The sequence below is a fragment of the Alkalihalobacillus bogoriensis ATCC BAA-922 genome (genome assembly GCF_000621445.1).
Lineage (GTDB): Bacteria > Bacillota > Bacilli > Bacillales > Bacillaceae_F > Bacillus_AO > Bacillus_AO bogoriense.
The window spans coordinates 17,142-40,538 of the sequence record NZ_JHYI01000026.1 but is presented as its reverse complement, the minus strand read 5'-3'; the positions used below and the strand labels follow the sequence as shown (position 1 = coordinate 40,538).

Here is a 23,397-nt window from a genome sequence, read left to right as displayed (position 1 = left end):
ATCTAGTAAATTTTGTGGTGATACGGTAGTATTTTCTCCTACCCTATTGTCTATTAACCTCACTAACATTTAACAAATTATCCTGAAATAAAAAAATAGTATATATTCAAATTTTACCATTATTAACTTATTATATCAATTTTCATTATTTTTGAGGATATTTATGACTTTTAAGGCAATGGGACATAGCAATTAGTGTTGAGTATAGTTTAAGGATAAGAAGGTTTATTTTGGTTAACTTTTCTCTTTGATTATTTACTAATGCCGTTTGGCTTTCTTCAAATCTTTACTTAATTCCCGATTGCATAAAACTACTAATAAACTGCTTTTGAAAAATGAAAAAGGCAAGTAAAAGTGGGAATATAACCATAAATGTTGCGGCTGTTACTTGCCCCCATTGAGCTCCAGTCTCAAATGATTTTGCAAATATCGATAAACCAACTGTTAACGGGCGATTTTCTACAGAATTTGTCACGATTAAAGGCCATAAGAAGTTGCTCCAATGATGACTAACAGATACGAGTCCAAATGCAATAAATGTTGGTTTTGCCAGAGGAACATAAATATTCCATATGATTTGAAGCATATTACAACCATCGAGTTTAGCAGCCTCTTCTAGCTCATAAGGAATAGTCTTAAACGTTTGCCGTAAGAGAAAAATACCAAATGCTGTTGCAAAATAGGGGATCATAATCCCGAGCTTACTATCTAGAAGTCCTAAATCAACTAGAACATTATAATTGGGGAAGATGAGAATATCAGCTGGAATCATCAATTGAATGAGAAAGATTAGGAAAATAATATCTTTCCCCCAAAAGTTCAATCTTGCAAATGCGTAGGCAGCTAAGGTTGCTGTCACGAGTTGGACAGTGAGTATTCCAAACACAATAATAAACGTATTTTTATAGTATTGAACAAAGGGTGCAGCATTCCATGCATCTTTGAAATTCTCAAATGTAAATACAAACTGTGGTGTCAACGTCGTTGCTAGCTCTTTCGGTTGAAAAGCTGTAACAACTAGCCAAACTAAGGGGATGACCCACAAAAGTGCCAATATGTAAGCAGATGCATCAACTAATTTCTTCAATGTTTATTCATCCTTAACTATAATGAATTTTTCGGTCGATTCCGAAGAATTGCCAAGCCGCTATAGCCACCATCATCACTAGCATCACCACAGTCAAAGCAGCTGCTCGCCCTTGGTCCCAGTAGGAAAATGCTGTTTCATAGATATAATACAAAAGGAGATTGCTAGCATTATTTGGACCGCCTTGTGTCATAATAACTAGATGATCGACGAGTTTGAAAGAGTTGGTAACAGCAATGATGAAAACAAATAGTGTCGTCGGCATTAGCAATGGGAACGTAATTTTCCAGAACACCGTCGATGTAGAGGCTCCGTCAATTTTAGCTGATTCATATAATTCTTTTGAAATATTTTGCAAACCAGCTAAATAAAAAATCATAAAAAAGCCTGCTTCCTTCCATATCACCATAATAATCATCGCCATCATTACGGTTGATGGACTACCAAGCCAGTTAATACCTGGAATATTAATGATGGAAAGCACTTGGTTAATTAAGCCGTAGTTTGGGGTATACATAAATAACCAAATATTAGCTATTGCTATCATTGGAATCACGGTTGGATAAAAGAAAAACGTTCGAATCCAACTAATCCCTCTTATAGCACGATTCACTAAAATGGCCATCACTAATCCGATTCCCAAGCTTAAAGGGACTGTTCCTATTGCAAATACAGCATTATTTCGCATCACCTTCCAAAACACTTTATCTTCTGCTAAGAGACGAAAGTTTTCTAACCCAATAAAAAAAGGATCCGGTGTACTTAAGTCCGCTCTAAATAAACTAAGCACAAACGTTTGACCTATTGGCAAAAACGTAAATAAATATAGGAAGATAAAGGAAGGAAGGAGAAGCAGCCAGGCATAGATATTATGACGAAATTTTGTGCTTCTCCAAAGATTATTCATAAGTTTCATTCCTTCTTTTTCGCAAAATTTTTAACGGTTAAATGGAGCTAAAATGAGATCCGCTTCCTCTTGAGCATCCTTTAAGGCTTGTTCTGGTGTTTTTTCTCCAACGATAGCGGCTTGTAAATTATCGTTAATCGCTTTATAAACACGACCATTTTGGTGTGTCGATAATTCAGCAGAGGCAAATTCTAACTGATCACGTGCAACAGCGGCTTGAGGGAATTCCGCTATATAGTTTTTCATAAGCTCTGTTTCGTACGCAGATTGTACTGTTGCTACATAACCTGTATCGATACTCCATTGTGCTGCATTTTCAGGTTGGCTTGCCCATTTAGCAAAAGTCCAAGCGGCTTCTTGCTTTTCTTTGGGAGTATCTTTAAAGATATAAAAGTTACCGCCTCCTGTTGGACTACCAAATTGTTTGTTCGCTGGCATATAGGCAACTCCAAAATCAAAACTTGCATTGGTGCGGACGTTTGTTAAGTTTCCAGTCGTGTGATACATCATCGCAGATTTGCCTTCAATAAAGTTTGATGGAACTGTTGCCCAATCAATAACATCCTTTGGCATAACATGATGTTCGTGAGCTAAATCTAACCAAAATTGAAGAGCTTCTACATTTTCAGGTGTATCAAAGTACACTTCTTTCCCATCATCACTCATTAAATTCTTGCCATTTTGCAAAGCAAAACCTTGGAATAACCAATAAGGGAATCCGGATGTAGGAATTTCAACACCCCAGCGCTCTACATTTCCACTTGCATCCTTTTTCGTTAGCTCTTTCGCATACTCCGTAAGTTCTTCCCATGTCTCAGGACCTTTTTCCGGATCTAGGCCAGCCTCTTCAAATGCATCTTTATTATAATAAAGAACGATCGTACTTCTTTGGAATGGAACACTCCATGTTTTTCCACTGGTTTGTGAGTTTTCTAGAAACGCAGGGAAAAAATCGTTAATGAATTCATCGTTAGCACCAGCAAATTCATCAATCGGAACAATCGCATCCATATCTAATAATGTATATAATTCAGTTGATAATAACACTGCCAAATCAGGTGCATTGTTTCCTTGAACGTCAGTCTGTACGCGAGTCATCGTATCAGCGTAACTACCTGTATAAATAGGATTCACTTTGATATTTGGATATTCTAAAGAGAAATCAGAAGCCATTTTTTCAACCACTTCTGTGAGAGGTCCACCTACAGCGATTGGATAATACCAATCGATTTCAATAACTTCATCTGTTGGTGCTTCATTATCTTTGTTTTCACTTGAAGGCTCCGCTTGGGTTTTTTCTGATGTGCCTTGTGAACAAGCAAATAAAATAAGGACGAGAGAGAGAATAGATAAGAACGATAGAATTTTCTTCATTACACTTACACTCCTTTTTTCTTCCAATATGATATGTCACTTAGTGAAACAGCCACTGCTCCAGCATCTAATGCTAGTTCAACTTCATAATTTTCCTTTATTAGCCCCCCTGCTACAACAGGTTGCTCAATGTGTGAACAAAGCTCACTTATGACACGTGGCATTAAACCTGGCATGGCCTCAACTGCATCAGGATTACTTTGCTTAATACTTCTCACTCCTGAATTCAATGCTGTAGTATCAATTAAAAACAATCGTTGAATGGTCAATAACCCTAGCTTTTTTGCATGCTGAATAACTTGCCCTCTTGTACTTAAAATTCCATCAGGCTTTAGAATTTCTACAGTATAATTCACCCCTTTCACATCCGTTGACAAACCTTGTATAGTATCAAAGTGAAGAAATAGCCGCTTGTCGTATTTACGAATATGCTTGATATTTTCTTGTAGTGTTAGAATGTCCCCATTAATGAGAAAGATTGTTTTTACTTCATCTAATTCAAGCGCTCTTTGTAACGCTATTTCGTTATGGACACTCGCAATAACCTCTCGTTTATTAAACATTGCTACTCTCCTTTGTTTTTTGAATTACACACTGCAATTGCTCACAATTCTTCATAATAAAGGTTGGCGTAATCGTAGAGTGAGAGACTTTTTTTCTAAAGTCAGAAATCCCTGACTCCACTAAACAAGTATCCATCCCCATAGCATGACCGATTTGAATATCTGATTGAAGAGAGTCTCCAATGAATAAACAGTCCCGATTTTCTGTAGTAATTCGATTGAGAATAGTTCGTTGCATCCATTTCGTAGGCTTCCCAACTGAATCGGGTCGTTCATCGATATACGCTGTGAGTACAAAACTAAGTGCCCCGCTATCAGGTACTCGCCCCTTAGGTACGGGACAATATAAATCTCCATTTAACAACAATAGCTCTGCTCCTTGGTCTAGTAAAAAAAGTGCTTCACAAAAATGCTGGTAGGTTAGTTGATTATTCATTCCGAGCAATACATGGGTCACTTTCTCGTTATCAGATGAGCTAAACAAAAAACCACGCTGCTGTAACTCTGTCATTACTTCTTGAGATACTAGCCCATAAAAGAGCGGTTCAATCGCTCGGTCGTGAAAATACAGCTCTAACGCATCTAACGGTGTAATAATTTGATTCGCATTCACTAAAAATCCAATCTGATTTAACCTTGCTGCGATGCGTTCCTTCGTTGTGACTGGGTTATTCGTTGCATATAATACCTCCTTCCCCTGCTTTTTTAAATAAGCTACGAGCTCGATTGCACCGGGAACTTCTTCATCTTGTTTTACGATGGTCCCATCAATATCAAATATGTAAGTCTTATAATCCTTCACTGAGTTACCTCCTGATACTAAACCAAAAGCAAATAATTAAAGCATAAAAAAATAACCTCAACATCAAGTGATACGTACTAACGGCAACTCGTCACAAAATATGTAAAAGAAGATAGAGAATATTCATTCCAATTAAATGAACACTTCTCACCTACACTTTCATCATATAATGATAAGACGTATGCAAATTAGTATTTCGTCACTTTCCGTGGGTTACTCAGTATATTCTCCACCCGAAGAAAATTCTTATTTTTAAACTATTTATAATATACCAATGAAATGTAAAGTAGGGATAAAGCTAATAATAATATTCTGTAAAAGAGATAATGGACTAACTAAGATGACTCTAGTATGCCGTTCGGACATCTGTTCCGTTAAAGTATGAGAAATCAAGCCTTTTCATTTCTTATCGGACATGTATTCCCCTATTTACCGAAATCATCATGTAAATCCTTACTTTTTTCCATATCAGCGGAACGTATGTCCGATAGCCTCTGAAAAACGTGATTTATTATATAAATAAAGGAACAGATGTCCGTTAGATTTTCTCTGACCATAGCATTGTCACATATTGAGCGGTGTCTTCGTCTCCATACTCAAATGTCAATTGTTCAAAAGATCATCTAAGTTGTAGTTCTCTATTCATAAAAGTGCTACAGCCTCCAACAAAAGGAGAAGTAAATGATATGTCTTTTATTTGGCTTAATATGGCGATTTATTAAAAATTAATTAACTATCTTGACCTCCACATCAAGAGTGCGACATCGTGTAGCATAATAACTTCATAGATGTTGCAACATAAAAAGAGCAGCACCCTGGATTTTGGGTGCTGCTCTTTTTATTTTTTTTTCATGATATGAACTCCCACAAATAATATTCCTAGAACCAACGAAACCAGACTCCAGATGAAAAGTGGTTGTGAATATGTATGATTTTGAAATTCGCTTGGTAGTGAATTTGTTACAATGTTAGCTAGACCAGACACTATATAGGTAGAAGAATAAAGTATGGCTGAAACTATTAAGAGACTACTTCCTATTACATCGAGTCGCATCTAATTCCTCCTTTGAGTTACATTGCGAAACTCTAACATATTATGTTTTATTCAGTAACTATATTCCATATTTGGTATGTAAGTATCAATTTTAAATAATTTGAGAAATCTCAACAACTGGAATTTTATATAGAAAAAAAGGAGAAATTGGATGAAGTATTATAATACAACAACAATGGTCTATCTTCACATCAAGAAAAAATGAAAAAAAGAAGCCTCTCATAAGTACGCAAAACTTATGAGAAGCCTCCGTTAATACCCTCAATGCTAGCAACGTAAAGGACTGCTAATTTCAGCTTATTAAAAAAGGAGAATCACTAGATATGAAATTAAAAATCAATACATTCTTATCCTAGACCTTTATTTGACAAATCGACTGATAAAAACTCAGCCCGTTGTTCTTCATGCTTATCGATCACAATCTGTTCCGACTTGATGCCTTGCTCACGCAGTATTTCAATATTCTGTACGAGGAATTCGTCACTGCCGACAACATAGTAAAGACCGTCGTTGTCTGTAGCTAGTTTTTTCACTTGTTCATAGTAGTCTTTACGGTTATCAACAAACTGAGATGTGAAATCCCTATCAGGTGCTGATTGAAAAACATTGGAAAATAAGAACTCTTTTGATGAATCGATGTTTAAAGAATGAAGCCGATTCACGTTATCAGGTCGTTTAAGATAATCAAGTACAAGCGGTCTGAAAGTTGCCAAGCCAACACCTGATGACAACAGATAAACATTTTTCCCTTCTCTTTTCAACGGTACATTTGAATGCGTTTTAAATATGGCAACTTCATTGCCAACTTTAAGACTTTTTAATATTGCTTTGAACTCAGAGCATTGCTCTCTAATACGTGTTGTGATTCCAATCGCACCTTCATCAGGTAAGGTGGAGATTGACATATGACGAATCAAACTGCGGTTTGGTTTATCACCAATATTAAAACCCTTCAGTGCGAAGTGGGTGTGGGAACCTTCTTCCCATGTAAAGTCTTGCGGACAATCGAGCAGGTACGTTCTAACCTCAGACGATTCTTGAATAATCTTATTTATTTTAATCCAATATACTTGCATTTATAATCCCCCTCAATTCTTTGTAGCCGCACCATCTACTATTGATATTTGACTCTACATTCTTTCTACTAATCATTTCAAACGGAAAAGCTAAATACTATTATGATTAGTGTAAGCTACAAGATATAAACGAATTATCGACTACTTAAGTAGATTTATTGTTGAGATACTTCTGCTTTCTAAAAAAAGTAACTAATAAACAGCTATTGGCCCATAAGGACCTTTGATAATTTCTATTTTCGTTTCAAAAATATCTGTCAAAAGTTTTGGGTCCATAATCTCTTTTACTGTTCCAAACGCAGCAATTTGTCCATCTTTCATCGCACAGATTCGATCAGAATATTTAGCTGCAAAATTTATATCATGCATAACAGTCAGAATGGTTCTTCCAAACTCATTAGCAACATGTCTCAAATACTCCATCATTTGGACAGAACGAGCGACATCAAGATTGTTCAGTGGCTCATCCAACAGCACATATTCAGTCTCCTGGCACAAAACCATTGCAACATAGGCTCGTTGTCTTTGCCCTCCTGAAAGCTCATCTAAATATCGATTCTCTAGAGCAGTCAAATCTAGGAAATCGATATATTTAGAAATAATCTCCTCATCTTCTTTTGTTAATCTTCCCTTTGAATAAGGAAAACGTCCAAATCCAGCTAGTTGTCGAACGGTAAGCCTCGTGACAAAATGATTTTCTTGACGCAAAATGGTCACTATTTTTGCTAAGTCATTTGATTTGGAAGAAGAAACATCCATATTCGCTACCATAATTTGCCCTTCATCCATATCTAGAAGTCTTCCAATCATCAAAAGTGTCGTAGACTTTCCCGCTCCATTGGGTCCAATTAAAGAAGTAAAACCAGCTTTGGGTATTTCAATATCCAAAGGTCCAATTTTTACATTATCCGTATACATCTTTCTAGTATTACTGATTTTTATCATAGAGACCTCTTCCTTAAAATTACGATTAGAAATACAATTCCGCCAAATAGTTCAATAAAAACGGAAACAGCTTGAGCATTGAAAACGTGATACATTAAAAAGTATGCACTTGTTAGTACAAAAAAGCCTGTAGCAAGAGCCATTGGAAAAATATATCTGTGGTCATACGTTGGCGCCGCTTGATAACTCAAAATAGCCACTAAAAATCCAAAAAAAGTAAGAGGTCCAACTAATGCCGTAGAAATTGACATCAATATAGCCACTAATACAAGCACATAAATAATACTGCGTTTGTAATTAACACCAAACGTAGTAGAGACATCCTTTCCAAGTGACAATATATTTAATTTCTTAGAAAAAACATAAAGTAATAATGCGATAATGATAACCATTGGAATGACAACTGGAAAATATTCAGCATCCGCATTATTGACAGAACCAATTAATCTTGTCTGTAAAAGGTCAAATTCAGATGGCGAGAGAAGCTTTCTCATAAATGCTGATAGAGTACTTAGCCCCGTACCAATAATAATTCCAATCAAAAGCACAAGTTGTATATTTCCATATTTTCCGGAAAGCAGCCATCCATAAAGGATTAAACTCATTAAGACCATAAGACTAACTTGCAGAAAGAATGGTCCAATCCCACTAAAACTCACCAATGCAGTAGCACCAAATAAAAACATTGTACTCGTTTGAATCGTTGTGTAAAGTGATTCGAAGCCTAAAAGAGAAGGAGTGATAATCCTATTATTCGTAATCGATTGAAAAGCAACAGTTGCCAAACTGTGGCAAATCGCTGCAATAAGCATCGCAACAACAGCTACGATCCTTCTTTGAACAACTGGGATAAAAGAAGGTGAATCAACGGGTACGGGATTGTTATAAACTAAAAGGCCGTATGCAAAAAGAAGTCCCAAAACGGTCAATGTTATGAGCAAAATCCAATACCGTCTTTCCTCTTTCTTTGTGCGAAATGCACTAGCTGATCTCTTTTCATGATGAAGGCTAAAATCAATTTTAACATTGTCTTTTTTTCTATATTCTAAAGCGTTCATCCTAGCCTCCTTGGCTTTCTTTGTCTCAATAAGATCATAATAAATACGACTGAACCTACTGAGCCAAGTATTAAAGAGACAGGAACTTCAAAAGGCATAATAATGGTTCGAGAAATAAGGTCACAAAGAATAATCGTTCCCATTCCGAGTAAACATACCCAAGGCAAATTACTTCTAAGATCATCGCCTCTAAACATTGACACAATATTTGGGACAATTAATCCTAGAAAAGGCAAGTTTCCAATAACTGCAGCAACAACCCCAACAGCAACAGCAATAAGACCATTAGCCAAAAGAATGAGCGTGTTATAATTTACGCCAAGACTTGTTGAAATCTCTTCCCCTAGCCCAGCTAACGTCAATCTATTCGCATAAATAAAAATAAGAATCGTAACGATCACAATGAGCCATAAATATTCATACCTTCCAGCCTGAACAGACGTAAAGGAACCTACAAACCAGCCTTCAATCACTTGTGACATTTGAAAAAAGAGGCCCGTAAAGGTAGAAACTGCCGAAATGACGGCTCCAAGCATTAAACCAATAATCGGGACAATTAAAGAGGAACGGAGTCTCACCCTTCTTATAAATAAAAAGAAAATCATCGTTCCTACAAAAGAAAAAATGATTGCGCCAGTCATTCTAAGCACTAATGTTGGTGCAGGAAATAATAAATAAACAACAAGAAGACCCAAACCTGCCCATTCAGTCGTACCTGTTGTGGTAGGTTCAACTAAACGATTTTGTGTAATAAGCTGCATGACGAGCCCTGTCATTGCCAAAGCAGCTCCAGTAAGCATGAGTGCAATCGTTCTAGGAACACGAGTGATAAAAAACATTTCCATTCCGTCTTCTTGTCCACGTATATCGTAAACTCCAGTAAATAGCGAGAGAATACTTAAACTAATGACAACTATAATCGCTAATATAAAAGGTTTTGTCCATATTTTATTGTGGTTATAAAACCGGGGTTGAGAATTTTTCTCAACCCCGGTTATACTATTTTTCTGCACTATGCTAAACTCCTTTACATTACTCAGCTAAAGAATTAGCAATGTTTTCAAATAACTCGATAAACGTTTGTACTGATTCATTTAAGTAAATGTCCATTGGCGCATAAACGATCTGCCCTTCAGAAACAGCCGTTGTATTTTGAAGAGCAGGTGAATTATCAATAACATCCTGAGCAGGAACTTTTTCCTCTTCCTCTAGACCAGAGATTGGCGCATCACGATCTAGAACGAAAATCCAATCCGGGTTACTTTGTGCAATAGCTTCAACTGAAATTTCATCACCTTGATGGTCTGTAGAAGTACCGTCAACTTCTAATGCCGGAGCCCATCCAAAGATGTCATACAGTGGTCCCCATACACGTCCAGTCTGCGGAGCTGAAAAACCAATATCTCCACCAGAAACGATAACGCTCATAATTGTATCCGTTCCATTATATGCAGACTTAGCTGTTTCAATCGCTTGTTCTAATTCCGTTACCAATTGTTCAGCTTCTTCATTTTTATCAAAAATTTGTCCCAAAGTAATTGTAGTTTCTTTAAATCCATTTACTAAGTTTTCTCCTGGTTCACTAGCTTCCTCTGATACATCAATATCTAAATTAATAACAGCAGCATTTGGTACTAATTTTTTGATGTCTTCATAATATCCCGAAAATCTTTGACCAACAATGACAAGTTCAGGGTCTGCAGCTGCTAATATTTCAAGGTTTGGTTCACGATGATTCCCGATATCTTGGACATTTTCATCTGTTACATATGGTGAATCTGCTAACATGATCTCCTTTGGAACAGCAGCTAACTCAATACCCCAATCAGCTAATGTTTCAAACGTACGATTATCCAATGCAACTACATTCTTAGGATTTACAGGAACTGTAACCGTTCCATGGGCATCAGTGACTTCGACTGTTGTAGGTTCAGTAGATTCCTCTGTTTCCCCACTAGTTTCAGTTGTTTCAGTTTCTGCTGCTTCTGGTTCATTAGCTTCAGGTTCACTTGATGCACCATTTGAAGTTCCGCAAGCCGCCAATACTAAAACAAAAATTGCCATTATGATAGTTAATTTAAACTTCCCCATTACTCCTACCTCTTTCCTTATGTATTATAAATTTTTATAAATTAAGAGCCTATTGAACTGATAAACTAATTACCTATGTTTTATTTTTATACCGTTTTAAATACTATTTATTTAACATAGTGCACAGCTATAATAAAAACAAAGATAATGGTTATCATTTTCAATTTGACCCTGAATTAAAACAAACATTTTGATTAGTAATTATAATTTTTACTTAACTAATCAAAGTAAGTATTATTATCCTCTGAAATAGAAAAAGAAAAGGTGTTTTTCAATCACTTTTATTTAACTGATAATGATTATCGTTATCCACATGTGTTATCTTACTCCCAATGATAATGATTGTCAATACCATTTATAAAAATAGTTGCAGCAACAATTAATTTTCACAAAAACACGCTTACATTTTGTTTGATTATTGATAATACTAGTTAATACACGTAATTTTTAGAGTAAAAAGACTTCTCCTCGCGTCAGGGGTACACTCTTGTCATTCAAAGGAATAAAGAGCAACCGTATGAACTACAACATTTCTTCTCGTAGGAGTTAAAGTCGATTATGTAGAATATATTTTCAAAACAGACTCTTACTAAGAATTACACAGTTAAAAACATTAAAATATATGGACTTATTAAGAAAAACGCGGAGCGTCTTTTCTTTCAAGCGAAGTGCAGAGTCCTGCCCGCCTTTGACAGTGAACCCCAAGTGCTCTTTTTGGGGTGAAACGAGCAGGTGCGCAGCCTTCTCTCTTCTAGAATAAGCTAACAAAGCTTCACTGCTATACCAAAATTTTTCTTATCTTAAGAGATAAAAAAGGCTCTCCAAAAGTTTGTTAAACTAATGAAAAGCCTCAATTTATATGTTTAGTATTTTGTTAGCAAATCACTTTGAAAACCTTTAATCCATACTGAATCTCTTTAACGGTAATTTACCACTTTTCACATGATTACGATGTCAAAATGTTAGCATTTATCGTAATCATCTGGCCCTATCTTTATTTACTTTGCGCAAAAAAAAAATGGCTGTAAATGATACCTTTTTCTTCAACTAGTTAGTTTAGTTCGAAATGTCTAATGTATGGATTAATGACTCATTAAAATAATTTAAAATTTCTTGCGGTACTTCTATTACGTTAAAAACCTCGTAATGTCCAGTATCTGTATTTTGCGAAATTTGTACCAGTAGTGCACTATCATCTGCATATTGTATTAAGGACATATTAGGAATGCTTGCTTCTGTGTATTGCTTTTCTTTATTTTTTAGTGTATCAAAATACTCTTCAATTAATTTTTCATTCATACCGTTTACGAATAATTGTTGAAACTCCTCATAATTATCTGTGGATGCGTGCATTGTTAACATACTGGTAGTCAATTAAGTACTAGGTTCTACCACATTTTCATTAGTGCAGCCTGATAGAATAAAAAAGGAAATTAGCATAAAAAGTATTGTTTTTTTCAAAGTTATCTTACTCCTTTACAATGTAAACTTCTTTATATTTTGATTATCAGATATTATAACTAGTACAAATGCCCGTTTAGTAAGGGAATTTTACACCTCACATAATTCCCATCTCCCCCTCTTAAACATAACTGCTACGTTGAATAACGGCTAAAATATGTAATCTGCATTTTCTTCAATATTATCATAATTTTTTAAATAAAAGAGGTTCCCCCTACCTCAACAGAAGCTCCTAGTGAATTAAAAGAAGATATATTAGCTACCATTAGAGTTCTTCAACTTTAAGCACCACCTCATCATTTACCAAATAATTTTGTGGTTCAAAATGTGCTTTTACCGTCGATATTGGATTAGACCCAATTACTAAAAAAAGAAAGCTATTAAACAGGAAGCTAAAGGCTGCAGCCACTCTAATTCATTGGAAAAAGAGGAAGTCCAAATTACCTAAAAAAAGAATAACTTGCATTGTTTTAGAAATAGCTAAAAAATAATGGACTTGAACATGATTACTTAGTGTTTTTGATACTCGCCTATACTGGAATCAGAGTTGGGGAGTTAGTTGCTCTAAAATGGAAGGATGTAGACTTTTAAAAACCACAGGATAGTAATACGAAAACGTATTACTATACCAATAAAAATGCCATCGAGGATCAAGGAGTCCCGCTGAAAACCCGAAAGTCTAAGCCCAAGAAAAAAGAAGCCTCCCAAAAGTTCAGTGAACTCATGAGAAGCCTCCGTTAATTAACCTCAATATTAGCAAAATGTTAGCATTTCACTCTCACCTTACCAACAAACTCAGTCATATCAAGGGTTTAAGGGGCAGATTACATCATTCCGCCCATTCCACCCATGCCGCCCATGCCGCCCATATCAGGCATGCCGCCGCCTTCGTTTTCCTCAGGCTTATCAGCGATAACTGCTTCTGTTGTTAAGAACATAGCAGATACTGATGCAGCGTGTTGTAGAGCTGAACGAGTTACTTTCGTTGGGTCAACGATTCCTGTTTCAACCATGTTTACCCATTCGCCAGTTGCAGCGTTGAAACCAACACCAACCGCTTCGCCTTTAAGACGTTCAACGATAACTGAACCTTCAAGACCAGCGTTGTGTGCGATTTGACGAACTGGCTCTTCTAGTGCGCGAAGAACGATGTTCACACCTGTTGCTTCGTCACCATCTACTTCTAGCGCTTGAACAGCTTTAATTACGTTTACAAGTGCTGTTCCTCCACCTGCTACGATACCTTCTTCAACTGCAGCACGAGTTGAGTTAAGCGCATCTTCAATACGTAATTTACGCTCTTTCATTTCTGTTTCAGTAGCAGCACCTACTTTAAGAACGGCTACACCGCCAGCAAGTTTTGCAAGACGCTCTTGTAATTTTTCTTTATCAAACTCAGAAGTTGTTTCTTCCACTTGAGCTTTGATTTGGTTTACGCGAGCAGAGATTTTTTCAGTTTCGCCAGCACCTTCAACAATTGTTGTTGTTTCTTTCGTAACAACGACTTTAGCTGCACGGCCTAATTGTGTAATGTTTGCAGATTTAAGGTCAAGACCTAAATCTTCTGTAATGACTTCTCCACCAGTTAAGATCGCAACGTCTTCAAGCATAGACTTACGACGGTCACCAAATCCAGGAGCTTTTACAGCTACTGCGTTAAATGTTCCACGAAGTTTGTTCACCACTAATGTAGCAAGAGCTTCACCTTCAACATCTTCAGCAATGATTAAGATTGGCTTACCTTGTTGAACAACTTGCTCAAGCACAGGTAATACTTCTTGGATATTTGAAATCTTTTTATCTGTAATTAAGATATAAGGGTTGTCAAGAACCGCTTCCATCTTATCAGAGTCAGTTACCATGTATGGAGAAGCATATCCACGGTCGAATTGCATACCTTCAACCACTTCAAGCTCTGTAGTGAATCCTTTTGATTCTTCAATTGTAATAACACCGTCGTTACCAACACGATCCATTGCTTCTGCAATGATTTGACCTACTTCATCGTCAGCAGATGAAATCGCTGCAACTTGTGCAATTGAAGCTTTTCCTTCGATTGGTTTTGAGATTTTTTGTAATTCTTGAACTGCTGTTTGAGTTGCTTTTTCGATTCCTTTACGGATAACCATTGGGTTCGCACCAGAAGTTACGTTTTTCAAACCTTCACGGATCATTGCTTGCGCTAAAACCGTTGCTGTTGTTGTACCGTCTCCAGCAATATCATTTGTTTTGCTAGCTACTTCAGCAACAAGCTTCGCACCCATATTTTCGAATGCATCTTCAAGTTCGATTTCTTTTGCGATCGTTACACCATCATTAGTAATTAATGGAGAACCAAATTTTTTCTCAAGAACAACATTACGACCTTTTGGTCCTAATGTAACTTTTACCGCATTCGCAAGAGCATCAACACCACGTAGCATTGAACGACGAGCATCTTCACTAAATTTAATTTCTTTAGCCATTGTTTCAACCTCCTATAAATTCATATCGGATCTATTTTGTTCCTATTATGTGTTTGTTGTTCGATTAGCCAATAACAGCTAAAATATCGCTTTCGCGTAAAATTAAGTATTCATTTCCTTCATACTTTACTTCTGTGCCAGCATACTTAGAGAAAATAATGCTGTCGCCTTCTTTAACTTCTAGCGCTACTTTTTCTCCACTATCTAACACTCGACCAGTACCTACAGCAACAACTTTTCCTTCTTGTGGCTTTTCTTTAGCTGAATCTGGAAGTACGATCCCACTCGCAGTTTTTTCTTCTGACTCGACTAACTCAATAACGACACGATCACCTAATGGCTTTAACAAGGAAAACAACCTCCTTAAAAATATAGTGTTTTTTACTACCTCCCGCATATGTATAAGGTAGATGGGAGGCGAAATTTTTGTTTGTTAGCACTCGATGACTTTGAGTGCTAACACATTTATTATATTAATCATTTCACTTTTAATTTGCAAGACCTTTTCGTAATTTTTTTTCTGCTTTTTCCATAATTGTATATAAGGGCAAAACTAACCTGTAATGAATACATAAAACCTTCAATAGATTGTCCATAAACCCTTTATTTCAAACAAAAAACTTTTCGATAATTTATAACAAATCGACAAATACTATAGGAATGTTCTTAAATTTACAAGCATGTCTTCGGTAAAAAAAAAATAACTATGGTAAAATACATAATTGTATTGCATATGGTTGGCTAGTTCATTTAAAGGAGTTTTTGTCTTGGAAAAACGTTATTGGTGGGTTCTACTTACATATGTCTTAATGCAGTTTTCTGCTTTTATCGGTGTGCCCTTACTTATTCTACTCGAAGTTCCTAGAGAACAGATTCCTGGAATTTGGTTTATGTTTAGCTTCACAACGGCTTTAATTATCACGACCTTTCTTCTACGAAAAGACATTACAGAACGTCATCTCACGAGAAATCGCTCAACAAAACTTGAAGCTGTCGTATGGAGCATCATAGGGGTATTCATGGCGTTTGCTGCACAGTATATTGCGGTTATTATTGAAATGACGTTATTAGGAATTGAACCTGGTTCTGAAAATACTGAACGTATTATTGAACTAGCGAAAACAACTCCTTACTTAATTATTGTCATCTCCGTCATTGGACCTATTTTAGAAGAAATTGTGTTCCGCTTAATTATTTTTGGCTCTCTTTATAAACGGTTTAACTTCTTTATCTCAGCAACAGTTAGTTCATTAATTTTTGCAGCAGTTCATTTAGACTTTACACATTTGCTCATTTATATGGCAATGGGCTATACGTTTGCGTTTTTATATGTAAAAACAAAACGAATTCTCGTTCCTATTGTCGCGCACGTGGCGATGAATTCTTTTGTATCAATCACACGTGTCGTGTTCGGTGAACAAATAGAAGAACTACAAAGACAACTTGAGCAAATGCAACAAATGCAACAATTTATAGGAGGATTATTATGAAGCGATCTTCCATTGTTTTTATGGGATTTGTTTATCTTTTCATTGGATTTTTGTTTATTGTATTAGCTGTACATCGGGTAACAACAGATGGTTGGGTTGGTCTAGCGTATTTGTTTATTGGTGTTGCTGCGATGGATATTATGATTGCCATTCGCTATTTTCGAACGCGACCACCTACAAACCAATCAAAATGAAAAAAAGCGTACCGTTATTGTTCTTTCAAAAAGCGGTACGCTTTTTTATATTTTTATAAAGATATTGTATGCTTTATGTAAATAAAAAGGAAACTCCAGTTCTAACAACGAATATTGTTGTAACTACAATTACGGAGGCTCGTATATGACATCATCTTCTTTTTCTTATATTAAAATCGCCGCGATTGGTAGTGGATTTTTTGCCATTACGCTTGTTTGGACCATTTATAATACGTTTATGCCTTTAATACTAGGTGAACATATTGATAGTGCGGCCATTCGTGGTGCGATCATGGGTTTAGATAATTTATTAGCGGTGTTGCTCATTCCTGTCATTGGCGCATGGTCTGATCGCATTAAATCTCCACTTGGACAGCGGTTGCCTTTTATTGTCATCGGGATGCCGTTAGCAGCGATTACATTTGCTTTACTTCCTTTTATGTCAGGCATTGGGTTATTTGTATTACTAGCAATTGATATTATCTTTTTATTAGCGATGACGATTTATCGCGCTCCAGTTATTTCGTTAATGCCTGATCATACCCCACCAGAAAAACGGTCAACTGCAAATGGTGTCATTAACTTTATGGGTGGAATCGGAGCAATTATTGCCTTATTTTTATTAGGTCCTCTTTTTGACCGAGAAACGTATTTACCGTTTATAACAGCCGGAATTTTATTAATTTTCGCCTTTTTGTTTTTATTTCGGGCCGCCGACAGAAAACCACCTTATGTTGAAACATCGAATGAGCAAAATGAAGAAACGCAAGCTCAAGGAGTCTTACGAAATGGAATTGGAAAATTATTTTTAGCAAAAAATCGTGGTGCTTTTTTTATTTTAATTGCGATATTTCTATACTTTATCGGATATACCGGTGTCGAGGCGTTATTTTCGATTTATGCAACAGAGCAGCTTGGAATGACGGGTGGACAAGCAGGGACAACCCTTGGCTTTTTCAGTTTAGCGTTTGTACTTTTTGCTATTCCCGCTGGTTTATTAGGCACTCGTTTTGGGAAAACAACGTTAATGAAAATTGGAGTTATATTACTTCCTTTCTTTTTCATTCTCATCCCTTTTATTGAAGACTTGCTTTTGTTACGAATTGTTTTATTATTTGCAGGATTCTCATGGGCTTGTATTAACGTACAAGCATATGCATTAGTAAGTGATTTAGGTGGACGGAAACAAATTGGACTGTTAACCGGCCTTTATTATTTATTTTCAATGTCGTCTGCCATTGTTGCCCCGGTTATTCTTGGTTCCTTCATGGACTTTGCCGGTCATAGTAGTTTGTTTTTTGCTGCTGCATTTTTTGTTTTTATTGCCTTTTTCTTTTTACATCTTGGTGAAAAGCGCTCGAAAGCTCAATTACAAAGTCCAGACAATGCTAGTTCATTTTAACTCGTGTTTAATCGCGTAAAGAGCTGCTTGTGTACGGTCCGCTACTTCTAATTTACTTAATACGTTGGATACATGCGTTTTTACGGTTTTCTCTGTAATTACTAAACAATCAGCAATTTCTTTATTGCTTTTTCCATTTAGAATTTCTTTTAATACTTCTTTTTCTCTTGGTGTTAACGACGCCAAGAGATTTTTTTCTTCTGTTTTTCCTGTAACATGAGTGAGCAAATGGGATGTAATTTTCGGATGAATTTTGCTTTCACCGCAAAATACAGCTCGAATCGAGTGAACTAATTCATCAGGGTCAATGTCTTTCAGTTGGTAACCAACAGCACCTGCTTTAATGGCTGGGATCGCATGGTCTTGGTCTGAGAAACTCGTTAGTATGATGACTTTTGTAGGTAACGCAAGCTCTTTAATTTGCTTCATCGCTTCTATACCATCCATTACCGGCATGGCTAAGTCCATTAAAACGACATCAGGATGATATTCCTTTATCCTTTCAATTGCGATCGCCCCGTTTTCTGCTTCTCCTACAACATCAATATCATCTTGAGTTTCAAGAAAAAAACGCAACCCACGCCGAACAACATGATGGTCATCTACAATCAATACTTTCATTTTCACCCAAATCTCTCCTCTATTGAATCGGTAATATTATTTCGATTGTTGTGCCTTTATTCAGCTCACTTTTGATTGTCATCGTGCCCCCAATTGTTTCAACACGCTCTTTCATTCCTGTTAAGCCAAAGGCACTTCCCGATTGAATCAGTGTACTATCAAACCCTCTACCGTAATCTTCAATTGTCACATACACTTGGCTTTCTTTCATTTCCACTGTGAAAAATAATTTGTTTGTATTTGCATGCTTCTTGCAGTTGTTTATCGACTCTTGCCCGACCCTCCACAAACATTCTTCAACTGAACTCGGCAAATCGACAAGACCCTTTATTTCTACTTCCATTGTGAGCTGTTGCAAAAAAGCATAGGATTGCAGAGCGCTCACTAGACCATTTTCTAATCCCGAAGGACGAAGTTGCCATATAAGAGCTCTCATTTCTTTTAATGCTTCTTGCGAGAGCTCTTGAATATATTGAAACGAAGGTTGTAGCTTCGGGTCCTCTATTTTTTTGGCTACACCTTTAGCAGTTAAAGATAACGAGAATAAGAGCTGGTTAACGGAATCATGCAAATCACGGGCTAACCGATTTCGCTCTTGTAACACAGTGATCTCCTTTGTTTCCATTGCAATTCTATCATTTTCAATGGCAATGGCCGCGTGATTAGCAAGCTCTTGAATAATCATCTGATCGATGTCATCAAGATGATTGTGTTTAACAAGGAGTACCCCTTTTGTTTTTCCTACAGAAAACAAGGCTTTGAACTGATTCTCAAGTTCCCTCTCATTTTTTTCACCTAATTCGATTACAACTTCTTTCCAACCAAATACTGATTGAATCTCTTTTGTCAGAAAGTCTTTTAATTGAATTTGTTCTTCATGGCTTGAATTTATGGCAACACTAACTTTGCCAAGCTTTTCATATAGTTCGGCTCGTTTTTGTTCCGCTTCATATAATTTCACTCGTTTAATCGCTGTTCCTATTTGCAAGGCAACCGCTTCTAACAAGGCAAGTTCTTCATCACTAAACCAATCTTGATGAGGCGAGGAAATATTTAATAAACCAAACTGTTCCTCACCAGCTTGCAATGGGACTGTCGCATGATGGGTTATTCCTTTTGTATCGCCCCATTTTTGCATGATGGCATTTTCAATTCGTTGGCATTCAATTATATTAATTGCCTTTTCAATTTTTCCATTTCGAAATTGATCATGACACCAACATCCTCCATGACATAACGGCTTATTGTCCTTCCAACTTAATCCCGGTGGAACATTATGGCTCGCAATAAGCTCATACTGTTTTTTTTCATGGAATAAATATATCCAACCGGCTTCAAACTTCGTGACTTGCAGTAAAGCGACTAAAACCGCTTGAAGCATTTGTTTTAAATGTTGACATTCATTTAACGTTTCAGCAATCGTTTTTAATGTTCGTAACCGTTCAATCCGGTCTTCTCTCGATACGTCTTTCATCTTATCCCTCGTCTCTCACTGCCTTATAATGAACTTACCATAAGTTCCGCAATGCCGAAAAGACATTTATAACTTCTCTTCGTTTTTTTTCATTATTGTCAATATCCGTCTGTTTTCTTCGCTTCGTCCTTTCCTTTTGATACTTCCAAGCTTCATGATTTATCTTTTCAACTTTCCGTTTATGCTCAATGATTTTTGATTCCAATCCGAAATGATGCATCTCGCCCATCTCCTTTTTTCTTTGTCTTTTTCTATATCTTAGAAGAATATGGCATTCGTTCCATCTGCTATTGGATTGAATCGTTTCTACTTATCTAGTCTCACTCTTGACGTTTCTTCCTCCATCTAAAGTCGTAGAAAAAAAAAACGCGTAGCGTCTTTTTATTTCAAGCGAAGTGCGGAGCCCTGCCTGCTTTTCTAGAATAAGCTTTCAAAGCTTCACTGCTACACGAAAATTTTTCTTATCTTTTAAAAAAACCGCCTCATAAAAGGCGGTTACGATACTTGTTTTGTTTTTTTGTTTTTTTCGATTTTTTTCGTTCGAAGAAAATACCCTGCTGGAATAGTAATGGCGGTTAATACGCCTAACACGATAAACCCTTCGTTAATCGCTTGTAAGTTCGCGACTTCCATCGTTTCTGTTGTCGCGAACAATTGTGTTCGTCTCACCTCAAAATAAATAGAAATAAACACAATTCCTAAGGAGGAGCTCATTTGCCGTAATACATTGTTCATCGCCGATCCTCGCGAAACAATATTTTCTGGAATCGAATTCATCCCCGCTGTAGTTGCAGGCATACTCGATAGTCCCATTCCAATTCCTCTAATCAGCATGACAAGAACAATAAACCAAACCGATGTCTCAAGACTTAGAAAACCTAACATAAAAGTTGAAATCGTAATAATGATAAGCCCGATTGTCACAACACCAGCTGCTCCTTTTCGGTCAAGAATCCGTCCACCAACTGTCATAAACACACCTGTTAATAACGCCGACGGTAAAAAGACAAGACCAGTGACAATGGCGTTATACCCATAGACATTTTGAAGCAATAACGGAATTAAAAAGATACTCCCAAATAACCCAATGGATGTAATCCCTGAAATAATTACGCTCATCGTGTACGTTGAAACTTTAAAAATCGATAAATCGAGCAATGGTTGCTCTGTCCGATTTTCAATCCGAACAAACCAATACAAACTAAGGCAACCAATAATAAAAAGAGCGATATTTATCGGATTTGTTAAATGCTCAAATGTCGATGTTCTTGCTAAAGCTAGTAAAATCAAGCCCACACCGAACGTAACCGCAATAAATCCTAACCGGTCAAACACAATCTTTTCGTTTTTCTTCGTTTCTTTTAAATATTTAGCGGCAAACACAATGCCTAGAATACCAACGGGAACATTACATAGAAATAAATAATGCCAGCTGGCCGTTTCGATTAATACTCCTCCTAATGTTGGTCCTATCGTTGGGGCCATCATGGCGGAAATTCCCCATACCCCTGTTGCTAGGCCACGTTCCTTTTTCGGGAACACTTCGAAAATAAGCGCCATCGATAACGGCATCATAATTCCGCCCCCAACTCCTTGTAGGCCGCGGAAAAAGATAAGAGAAGATAAATTCCAAGAAAGCGATCCTAATATCGAACCGACAACAAAAATGGATAAGCCAATGAGGTAAAGTCGCTTTTTCCCCCATTTATCACCCATAAATCCTGTCAGAGGCATCGTCATCCCCATTGTAACCATAAAAATTGTTATCACCCATCCCGTTGACACCGCATCTGCTTCAAACACGGTCATTAACTGGGGAACAGCAGGATTTAACATACTGTTATTTAAAATCATAGTAAACGAACCGATTAATACTGAAAGAACAACCATCCATTTTTGTGGGATTTTGCTCATATTTTCACCTTACTTTTCTTTTAAATTCAATCCTTCGAAACACGAAATATATAATTACTATCATATCATGTTTTCATGAAAAAAAGGTACTTATTTGCTTTCCGTTTCACTTCCACAAATTTGTCTCATTTTTGCGGTCAGAGCAGCCGTTATTTGTGAACATGATACGGTTTTCCGTTTTTTAGCGGCCACAGGAGCGCTTATTCACGCAAAAGCAACTCTATTCCAAGCGATGTATTATAATTAACTGCTCCTGTGTCCACCAACGTTTCAAAACGCTAGCAATGTTCACAGATAACGGTTTTCATGGCCGCTTACTTCCCAGAAACAACAAAATCGCTGACCCGACAAATTTTATGCTTCCTTATATTCTAAAAAAAGAAAAGGTTCAAACCCACGATTGGATTTGAACCTTTTCTTTTTTAATTATTGAACCGACGAATCATTTTCTTGTTTTTCTAGCGCTTCTTCTGCTTTTTTCGCTTTCCGATACGCAATGTATGAAATCCAAATACTAAACTCATATAACAGCAATAACGGCACGGTTACAAGTAAATGTGAGATTAACTCTGGCGGTGTAATAAAACCCGCGATGACAAGCAAAACAAAATAGGCATACCTTCGAACTTGAGACAGAAACTTCGGTGTAACAATTCCTAACCGTGTTAAAAACATAACAACGACAGGCAATTGAAACAAAAATCCAAAAGGTAATGTAATTTGAAATAAAAATGAAAAGTACTCATTGATTCCATATTGTTCTGTAATGTTTAATTGCTCCGCCAACCGACCCATAAACTGAATGATAAACGGAAACAAGATAAAGTAGGAAAACGAAATCCCTAACAGAAACAAAAAGAACGAAATCGGGATGTAGGACAATGTCACCCTTCGTTCCTTTTCATGTAAGCCAGGGCTAATAAATGCCCAAAGCTGATACAAAATCACAGGGAAAACAAGGAGAACAGCACTTGCAAAGGCGAATGTCATATAAATTCGAATTGGATCGGTTAATTTAAAGGCATTCATTGGTAGTTCTTGAGCTTCAGGAGCACTTTGTAAATACATAATAAGTGGCTTGGCCAAAAACATTCCACCAATCATGGCGACGAAGAAGAAAATCAGAATAATAATAACCCGCTTTCTTAACTCGCCAATATGGTCAAATAATGACATTTCCCTTTGTTCCATGATTCCTTCATTCCTAACTATTGTTGTTTCTCATCATTATTTTTCTTGTTTGCTTCCTCATCATCAGCTAACCCTTTTGTTGCATTTTTAAATTCACGTAATGTGTTCCCTGCTGCTTTTCCTAATTCAGGTAACTTTTTCGGCCCGAAAATGAGCAACGCAACAATTGCGATTAATACTAGACTTCCTCCACCTAGTGGTCCCATTCGAAACACCTCCTCTTAGTTC

The 23,397-nt window shown here is 36.7% G+C and carries 23 protein-coding genes; 4 read left to right on the top strand and 19 right to left on the bottom strand.

Translation table 11 applies throughout. From position 1 onward, the window contains the following. Positions 1-286: 286 nt before the first annotated feature. The 11 genes from T323_RS0111135 to T323_RS0111080 all read right to left on the bottom strand — a co-directional run bounded on the left by T323_RS0111135 (position 287) and on the right by T323_RS0111080 (position 12,310). Positions 287-1,087 (bottom strand): carbohydrate ABC transporter permease, encoded by an 801-nt coding sequence (locus T323_RS0111135; RefSeq protein ID WP_026673355.1) that lies wholly within the window; start codon positions 1,085-1,087, stop codon positions 287-289. Positions 1,088-1,100: 13 nt separating this feature from the next. Beyond that, on the bottom strand, positions 1,101-1,994 hold the full coding sequence (locus T323_RS0111130; protein WP_026673354.1) for a carbohydrate ABC transporter permease: 894 nt from the start codon (positions 1,992-1,994) through the stop codon (positions 1,101-1,103). Between the two features lie 30 nt (positions 1,995-2,024). Then, positions 2,025-3,368: an ABC transporter substrate-binding protein gene (locus T323_RS0111125; RefSeq protein ID WP_026673353.1), complete on the bottom strand. Its 1,344-nt coding sequence runs from the start codon at positions 3,366-3,368 to the stop codon at positions 2,025-2,027. A 5-nt stretch (positions 3,369-3,373) separates the two neighbouring features. Beyond that, positions 3,374-3,931, bottom strand: a complete 558-nt coding sequence (locus T323_RS0111120) for a glycerol-3-phosphate responsive antiterminator (protein ID WP_026673352.1) — start codon at positions 3,929-3,931, stop codon at positions 3,374-3,376. Further along, positions 3,924-4,733, bottom strand: coding sequence for an HAD-IIA family hydrolase (locus tag T323_RS0111115; RefSeq protein WP_026673351.1), 810 nt, complete (start codon positions 4,731-4,733; stop codon positions 3,924-3,926). The genes T323_RS0111120 and T323_RS0111115 overlap by 8 nt, the downstream gene beginning before the upstream one ends. A 1,401-nt stretch (positions 4,734-6,134) precedes the next feature. Then, a complete protein-coding gene (locus T323_RS0111105; RefSeq protein ID WP_026673349.1) occupies positions 6,135-6,863 on the bottom strand; it encodes a ferredoxin reductase domain-containing protein in 729 nt (242 codons plus the stop codon). 192 nt (positions 6,864-7,055) lie between these two features. Next, the gene (locus T323_RS0111100; RefSeq protein WP_026673348.1) at positions 7,056-7,808 is read right to left on the bottom strand and encodes an iron ABC transporter ATP-binding protein; all 753 of its coding nucleotides are present in this window, start codon (positions 7,806-7,808) and stop codon (positions 7,056-7,058) included. Then, positions 7,805-8,866: an iron chelate uptake ABC transporter family permease subunit gene (locus T323_RS0111095; protein ID WP_026673347.1), complete on the bottom strand. Its 1,062-nt coding sequence runs from the start codon at positions 8,864-8,866 to the stop codon at positions 7,805-7,807. The genes T323_RS0111100 and T323_RS0111095 overlap by 4 nt, the downstream gene beginning before the upstream one ends. Then, complete coding sequence (locus T323_RS0111090; protein WP_026673346.1) at positions 8,863-9,879, bottom strand: ABC transporter permease; 1,017 nt, start codon at positions 9,877-9,879, stop codon at positions 8,863-8,865. The genes T323_RS0111095 and T323_RS0111090 overlap by 4 nt, the downstream gene beginning before the upstream one ends. A gap of 19 nt (positions 9,880-9,898) precedes the next feature. After that, entirely contained in the window at positions 9,899-10,957 is a 1,059-nt protein-coding gene (locus T323_RS0111085) for a siderophore ABC transporter substrate-binding protein (protein ID WP_026673345.1), read from the bottom strand. Positions 10,958-12,013: 1,056 nt separating this feature from the next. Then, positions 12,014-12,310 (bottom strand): hypothetical protein, encoded by a 297-nt coding sequence (locus T323_RS0111080; protein WP_156942431.1) that lies wholly within the window; start codon positions 12,308-12,310, stop codon positions 12,014-12,016. A gap of 621 nt (positions 12,311-12,931) precedes the next feature. Between T323_RS0111080 and T323_RS29560 the strand changes: the two genes are divergently transcribed. After that, the gene (locus T323_RS29560) at positions 12,932-13,009 is read left to right on the top strand and encodes a tyrosine-type recombinase/integrase (protein WP_084309251.1); all 78 of its coding nucleotides are present in this window, start codon (positions 12,932-12,934) and stop codon (positions 13,007-13,009) included. 233 nt (positions 13,010-13,242) lie between these two features. On the opposite strand, the gene groL is transcribed toward T323_RS29560, so the two are convergent. Together groL and groES are read right to left on the bottom strand one after the other, a co-directional pair. Continuing rightward, positions 13,243-14,883 (bottom strand): chaperonin GroEL, encoded by a 1,641-nt coding sequence (gene groL, locus T323_RS0111075; RefSeq protein ID WP_026673343.1) that lies wholly within the window; start codon positions 14,881-14,883, stop codon positions 13,243-13,245. 64 nt (positions 14,884-14,947) lie between these two features. Further along, positions 14,948-15,232: a co-chaperone GroES gene (gene groES, locus T323_RS0111070; protein ID WP_026673342.1), complete on the bottom strand. Its 285-nt coding sequence runs from the start codon at positions 15,230-15,232 to the stop codon at positions 14,948-14,950. A 418-nt stretch (positions 15,233-15,650) separates the two neighbouring features. On the opposite strand from groES, the gene T323_RS0111065 reads away from it, so the two are divergent. From T323_RS0111065 to T323_RS0111055, 3 genes are all read left to right on the top strand, one after another. After that, on the top strand, positions 15,651-16,373 hold the full coding sequence (locus T323_RS0111065; protein WP_026673341.1) for a CPBP family intramembrane glutamic endopeptidase: 723 nt from the start codon (positions 15,651-15,653) through the stop codon (positions 16,371-16,373). Then, positions 16,370-16,567, top strand: a complete 198-nt coding sequence (locus T323_RS0111060) for a YdiK family protein (protein ID WP_026673340.1) — start codon at positions 16,370-16,372, stop codon at positions 16,565-16,567. Before T323_RS0111065 ends, T323_RS0111060 begins: the two co-directional genes overlap by 4 nt. 145 nt (positions 16,568-16,712) lie before the next feature. Further along, positions 16,713-17,969 carry an MFS transporter gene (locus T323_RS0111055; protein ID WP_051556495.1) on the top strand — a complete coding sequence of 419 codons (1,257 nt, stop codon included), beginning with the start codon at positions 16,713-16,715 and terminating at the stop codon, positions 17,967-17,969. Here T323_RS0111055 and T323_RS0111050 read toward each other — a convergent pair. The 6 genes from T323_RS0111050 to T323_RS0111025 all read right to left on the bottom strand — a co-directional run bounded on the left by T323_RS0111050 (position 17,961) and on the right by T323_RS0111025 (position 23,375). Then, positions 17,961-18,596 carry a response regulator gene (locus T323_RS0111050; RefSeq protein WP_026673338.1) on the bottom strand — a complete coding sequence of 212 codons (636 nt, stop codon included), beginning with the start codon at positions 18,594-18,596 and terminating at the stop codon, positions 17,961-17,963. The two genes, T323_RS0111055 and T323_RS0111050, sit on opposite strands and share 9 nt — an antisense overlap. A 13-nt stretch (positions 18,597-18,609) precedes the next feature. Beyond that, a complete protein-coding gene (locus T323_RS0111045; RefSeq protein WP_026673337.1) occupies positions 18,610-20,064 on the bottom strand; it encodes a GAF domain-containing sensor histidine kinase in 1,455 nt (484 codons plus the stop codon). A 34-nt stretch (positions 20,065-20,098) separates the two neighbouring features. Then, entirely contained in the window at positions 20,099-20,284 is a 186-nt protein-coding gene (locus T323_RS0111040) for a hypothetical protein (protein ID WP_026673336.1), read from the bottom strand. Between the two features lie 275 nt (positions 20,285-20,559). Further along, complete coding sequence (locus T323_RS0111035) at positions 20,560-21,978, bottom strand: MDR family MFS transporter (RefSeq protein WP_026673335.1); 1,419 nt, start codon at positions 21,976-21,978, stop codon at positions 20,560-20,562. A gap of 426 nt (positions 21,979-22,404) precedes the next feature. After that, a complete protein-coding gene (gene tatC, locus T323_RS0111030; RefSeq protein WP_026673334.1) occupies positions 22,405-23,169 on the bottom strand; it encodes a twin-arginine translocase subunit TatC in 765 nt (254 codons plus the stop codon). Between the two features lie 17 nt (positions 23,170-23,186). Next, positions 23,187-23,375, bottom strand: a complete 189-nt coding sequence (locus T323_RS0111025) for a twin-arginine translocase TatA/TatE family subunit (protein WP_026673333.1) — start codon at positions 23,373-23,375, stop codon at positions 23,187-23,189. Between the last annotated feature and the right edge of the window lie 22 nt (positions 23,376-23,397).

Excerpts from the sequence above, each read along its gene's own strand:
- T323_RS0111060 (WP_026673340.1), top strand. The coding sequence starts at position 16,370 with ATGAAGCGATCTTCCATTGTTTTTATGGGATTTGTTTATCTTTTCATT.
- T323_RS0111100 (WP_026673348.1), bottom strand. The coding sequence starts at position 7,808 with ATGATAAAAATCAGTAATACTAGAAAGATGTATACGGATAATGTAAAA.
- T323_RS0111125 (WP_026673353.1), bottom strand. The coding sequence starts at position 3,368 with ATGAAGAAAATTCTATCGTTCTTATCTATTCTCTCTCTCGTCCTTATT.
- groL (WP_026673343.1), bottom strand. The coding sequence starts at position 14,883 with ATGGCTAAAGAAATTAAATTTAGTGAAGATGCTCGTCGTTCAATGCTA.
- T323_RS0111045 (WP_026673337.1), bottom strand. The coding sequence starts at position 20,064 with ATGAAAGACGTATCGAGAGAAGACCGGATTGAACGGTTACGAACATTA.
- T323_RS0111025 (WP_026673333.1), bottom strand. The coding sequence starts at position 23,375 with ATGGGACCACTAGGTGGAGGAAGTCTAGTATTAATCGCAATTGTTGCG.
- T323_RS0111120 (WP_026673352.1), bottom strand. The coding sequence starts at position 3,931 with ATGTTTAATAAACGAGAGGTTATTGCGAGTGTCCATAACGAAATAGCG.
- T323_RS0111105 (WP_026673349.1), bottom strand. The coding sequence starts at position 6,863 with ATGCAAGTATATTGGATTAAAATAAATAAGATTATTCAAGAATCGTCT.
- T323_RS0111035 (WP_026673335.1), bottom strand. The coding sequence starts at position 21,978 with ATGAGCAAAATCCCACAAAAATGGATGGTTGTTCTTTCAGTATTAATC.
- T323_RS0111040 (WP_026673336.1), bottom strand. The coding sequence starts at position 20,284 with ATGCATCATTTCGGATTGGAATCAAAAATCATTGAGCATAAACGGAAA.
- tatC (WP_026673334.1), bottom strand. The coding sequence starts at position 23,169 with ATGGAACAAAGGGAAATGTCATTATTTGACCATATTGGCGAGTTAAGA.
- T323_RS0111095 (WP_026673347.1), bottom strand. The coding sequence starts at position 8,866 with ATGAACGCTTTAGAATATAGAAAAAAAGACAATGTTAAAATTGATTTT.
- T323_RS0111080 (WP_156942431.1), bottom strand. The coding sequence starts at position 12,310 with ATGCACGCATCCACAGATAATTATGAGGAGTTTCAACAATTATTCGTA.
- T323_RS0111130 (WP_026673354.1), bottom strand. The coding sequence starts at position 1,994 with ATGAATAATCTTTGGAGAAGCACAAAATTTCGTCATAATATCTATGCC.
- T323_RS0111085 (WP_026673345.1), bottom strand. The coding sequence starts at position 10,957 with ATGGGGAAGTTTAAATTAACTATCATAATGGCAATTTTTGTTTTAGTA.
- T323_RS0111055 (WP_051556495.1), top strand. The coding sequence starts at position 16,713 with ATGACATCATCTTCTTTTTCTTATATTAAAATCGCCGCGATTGGTAGT.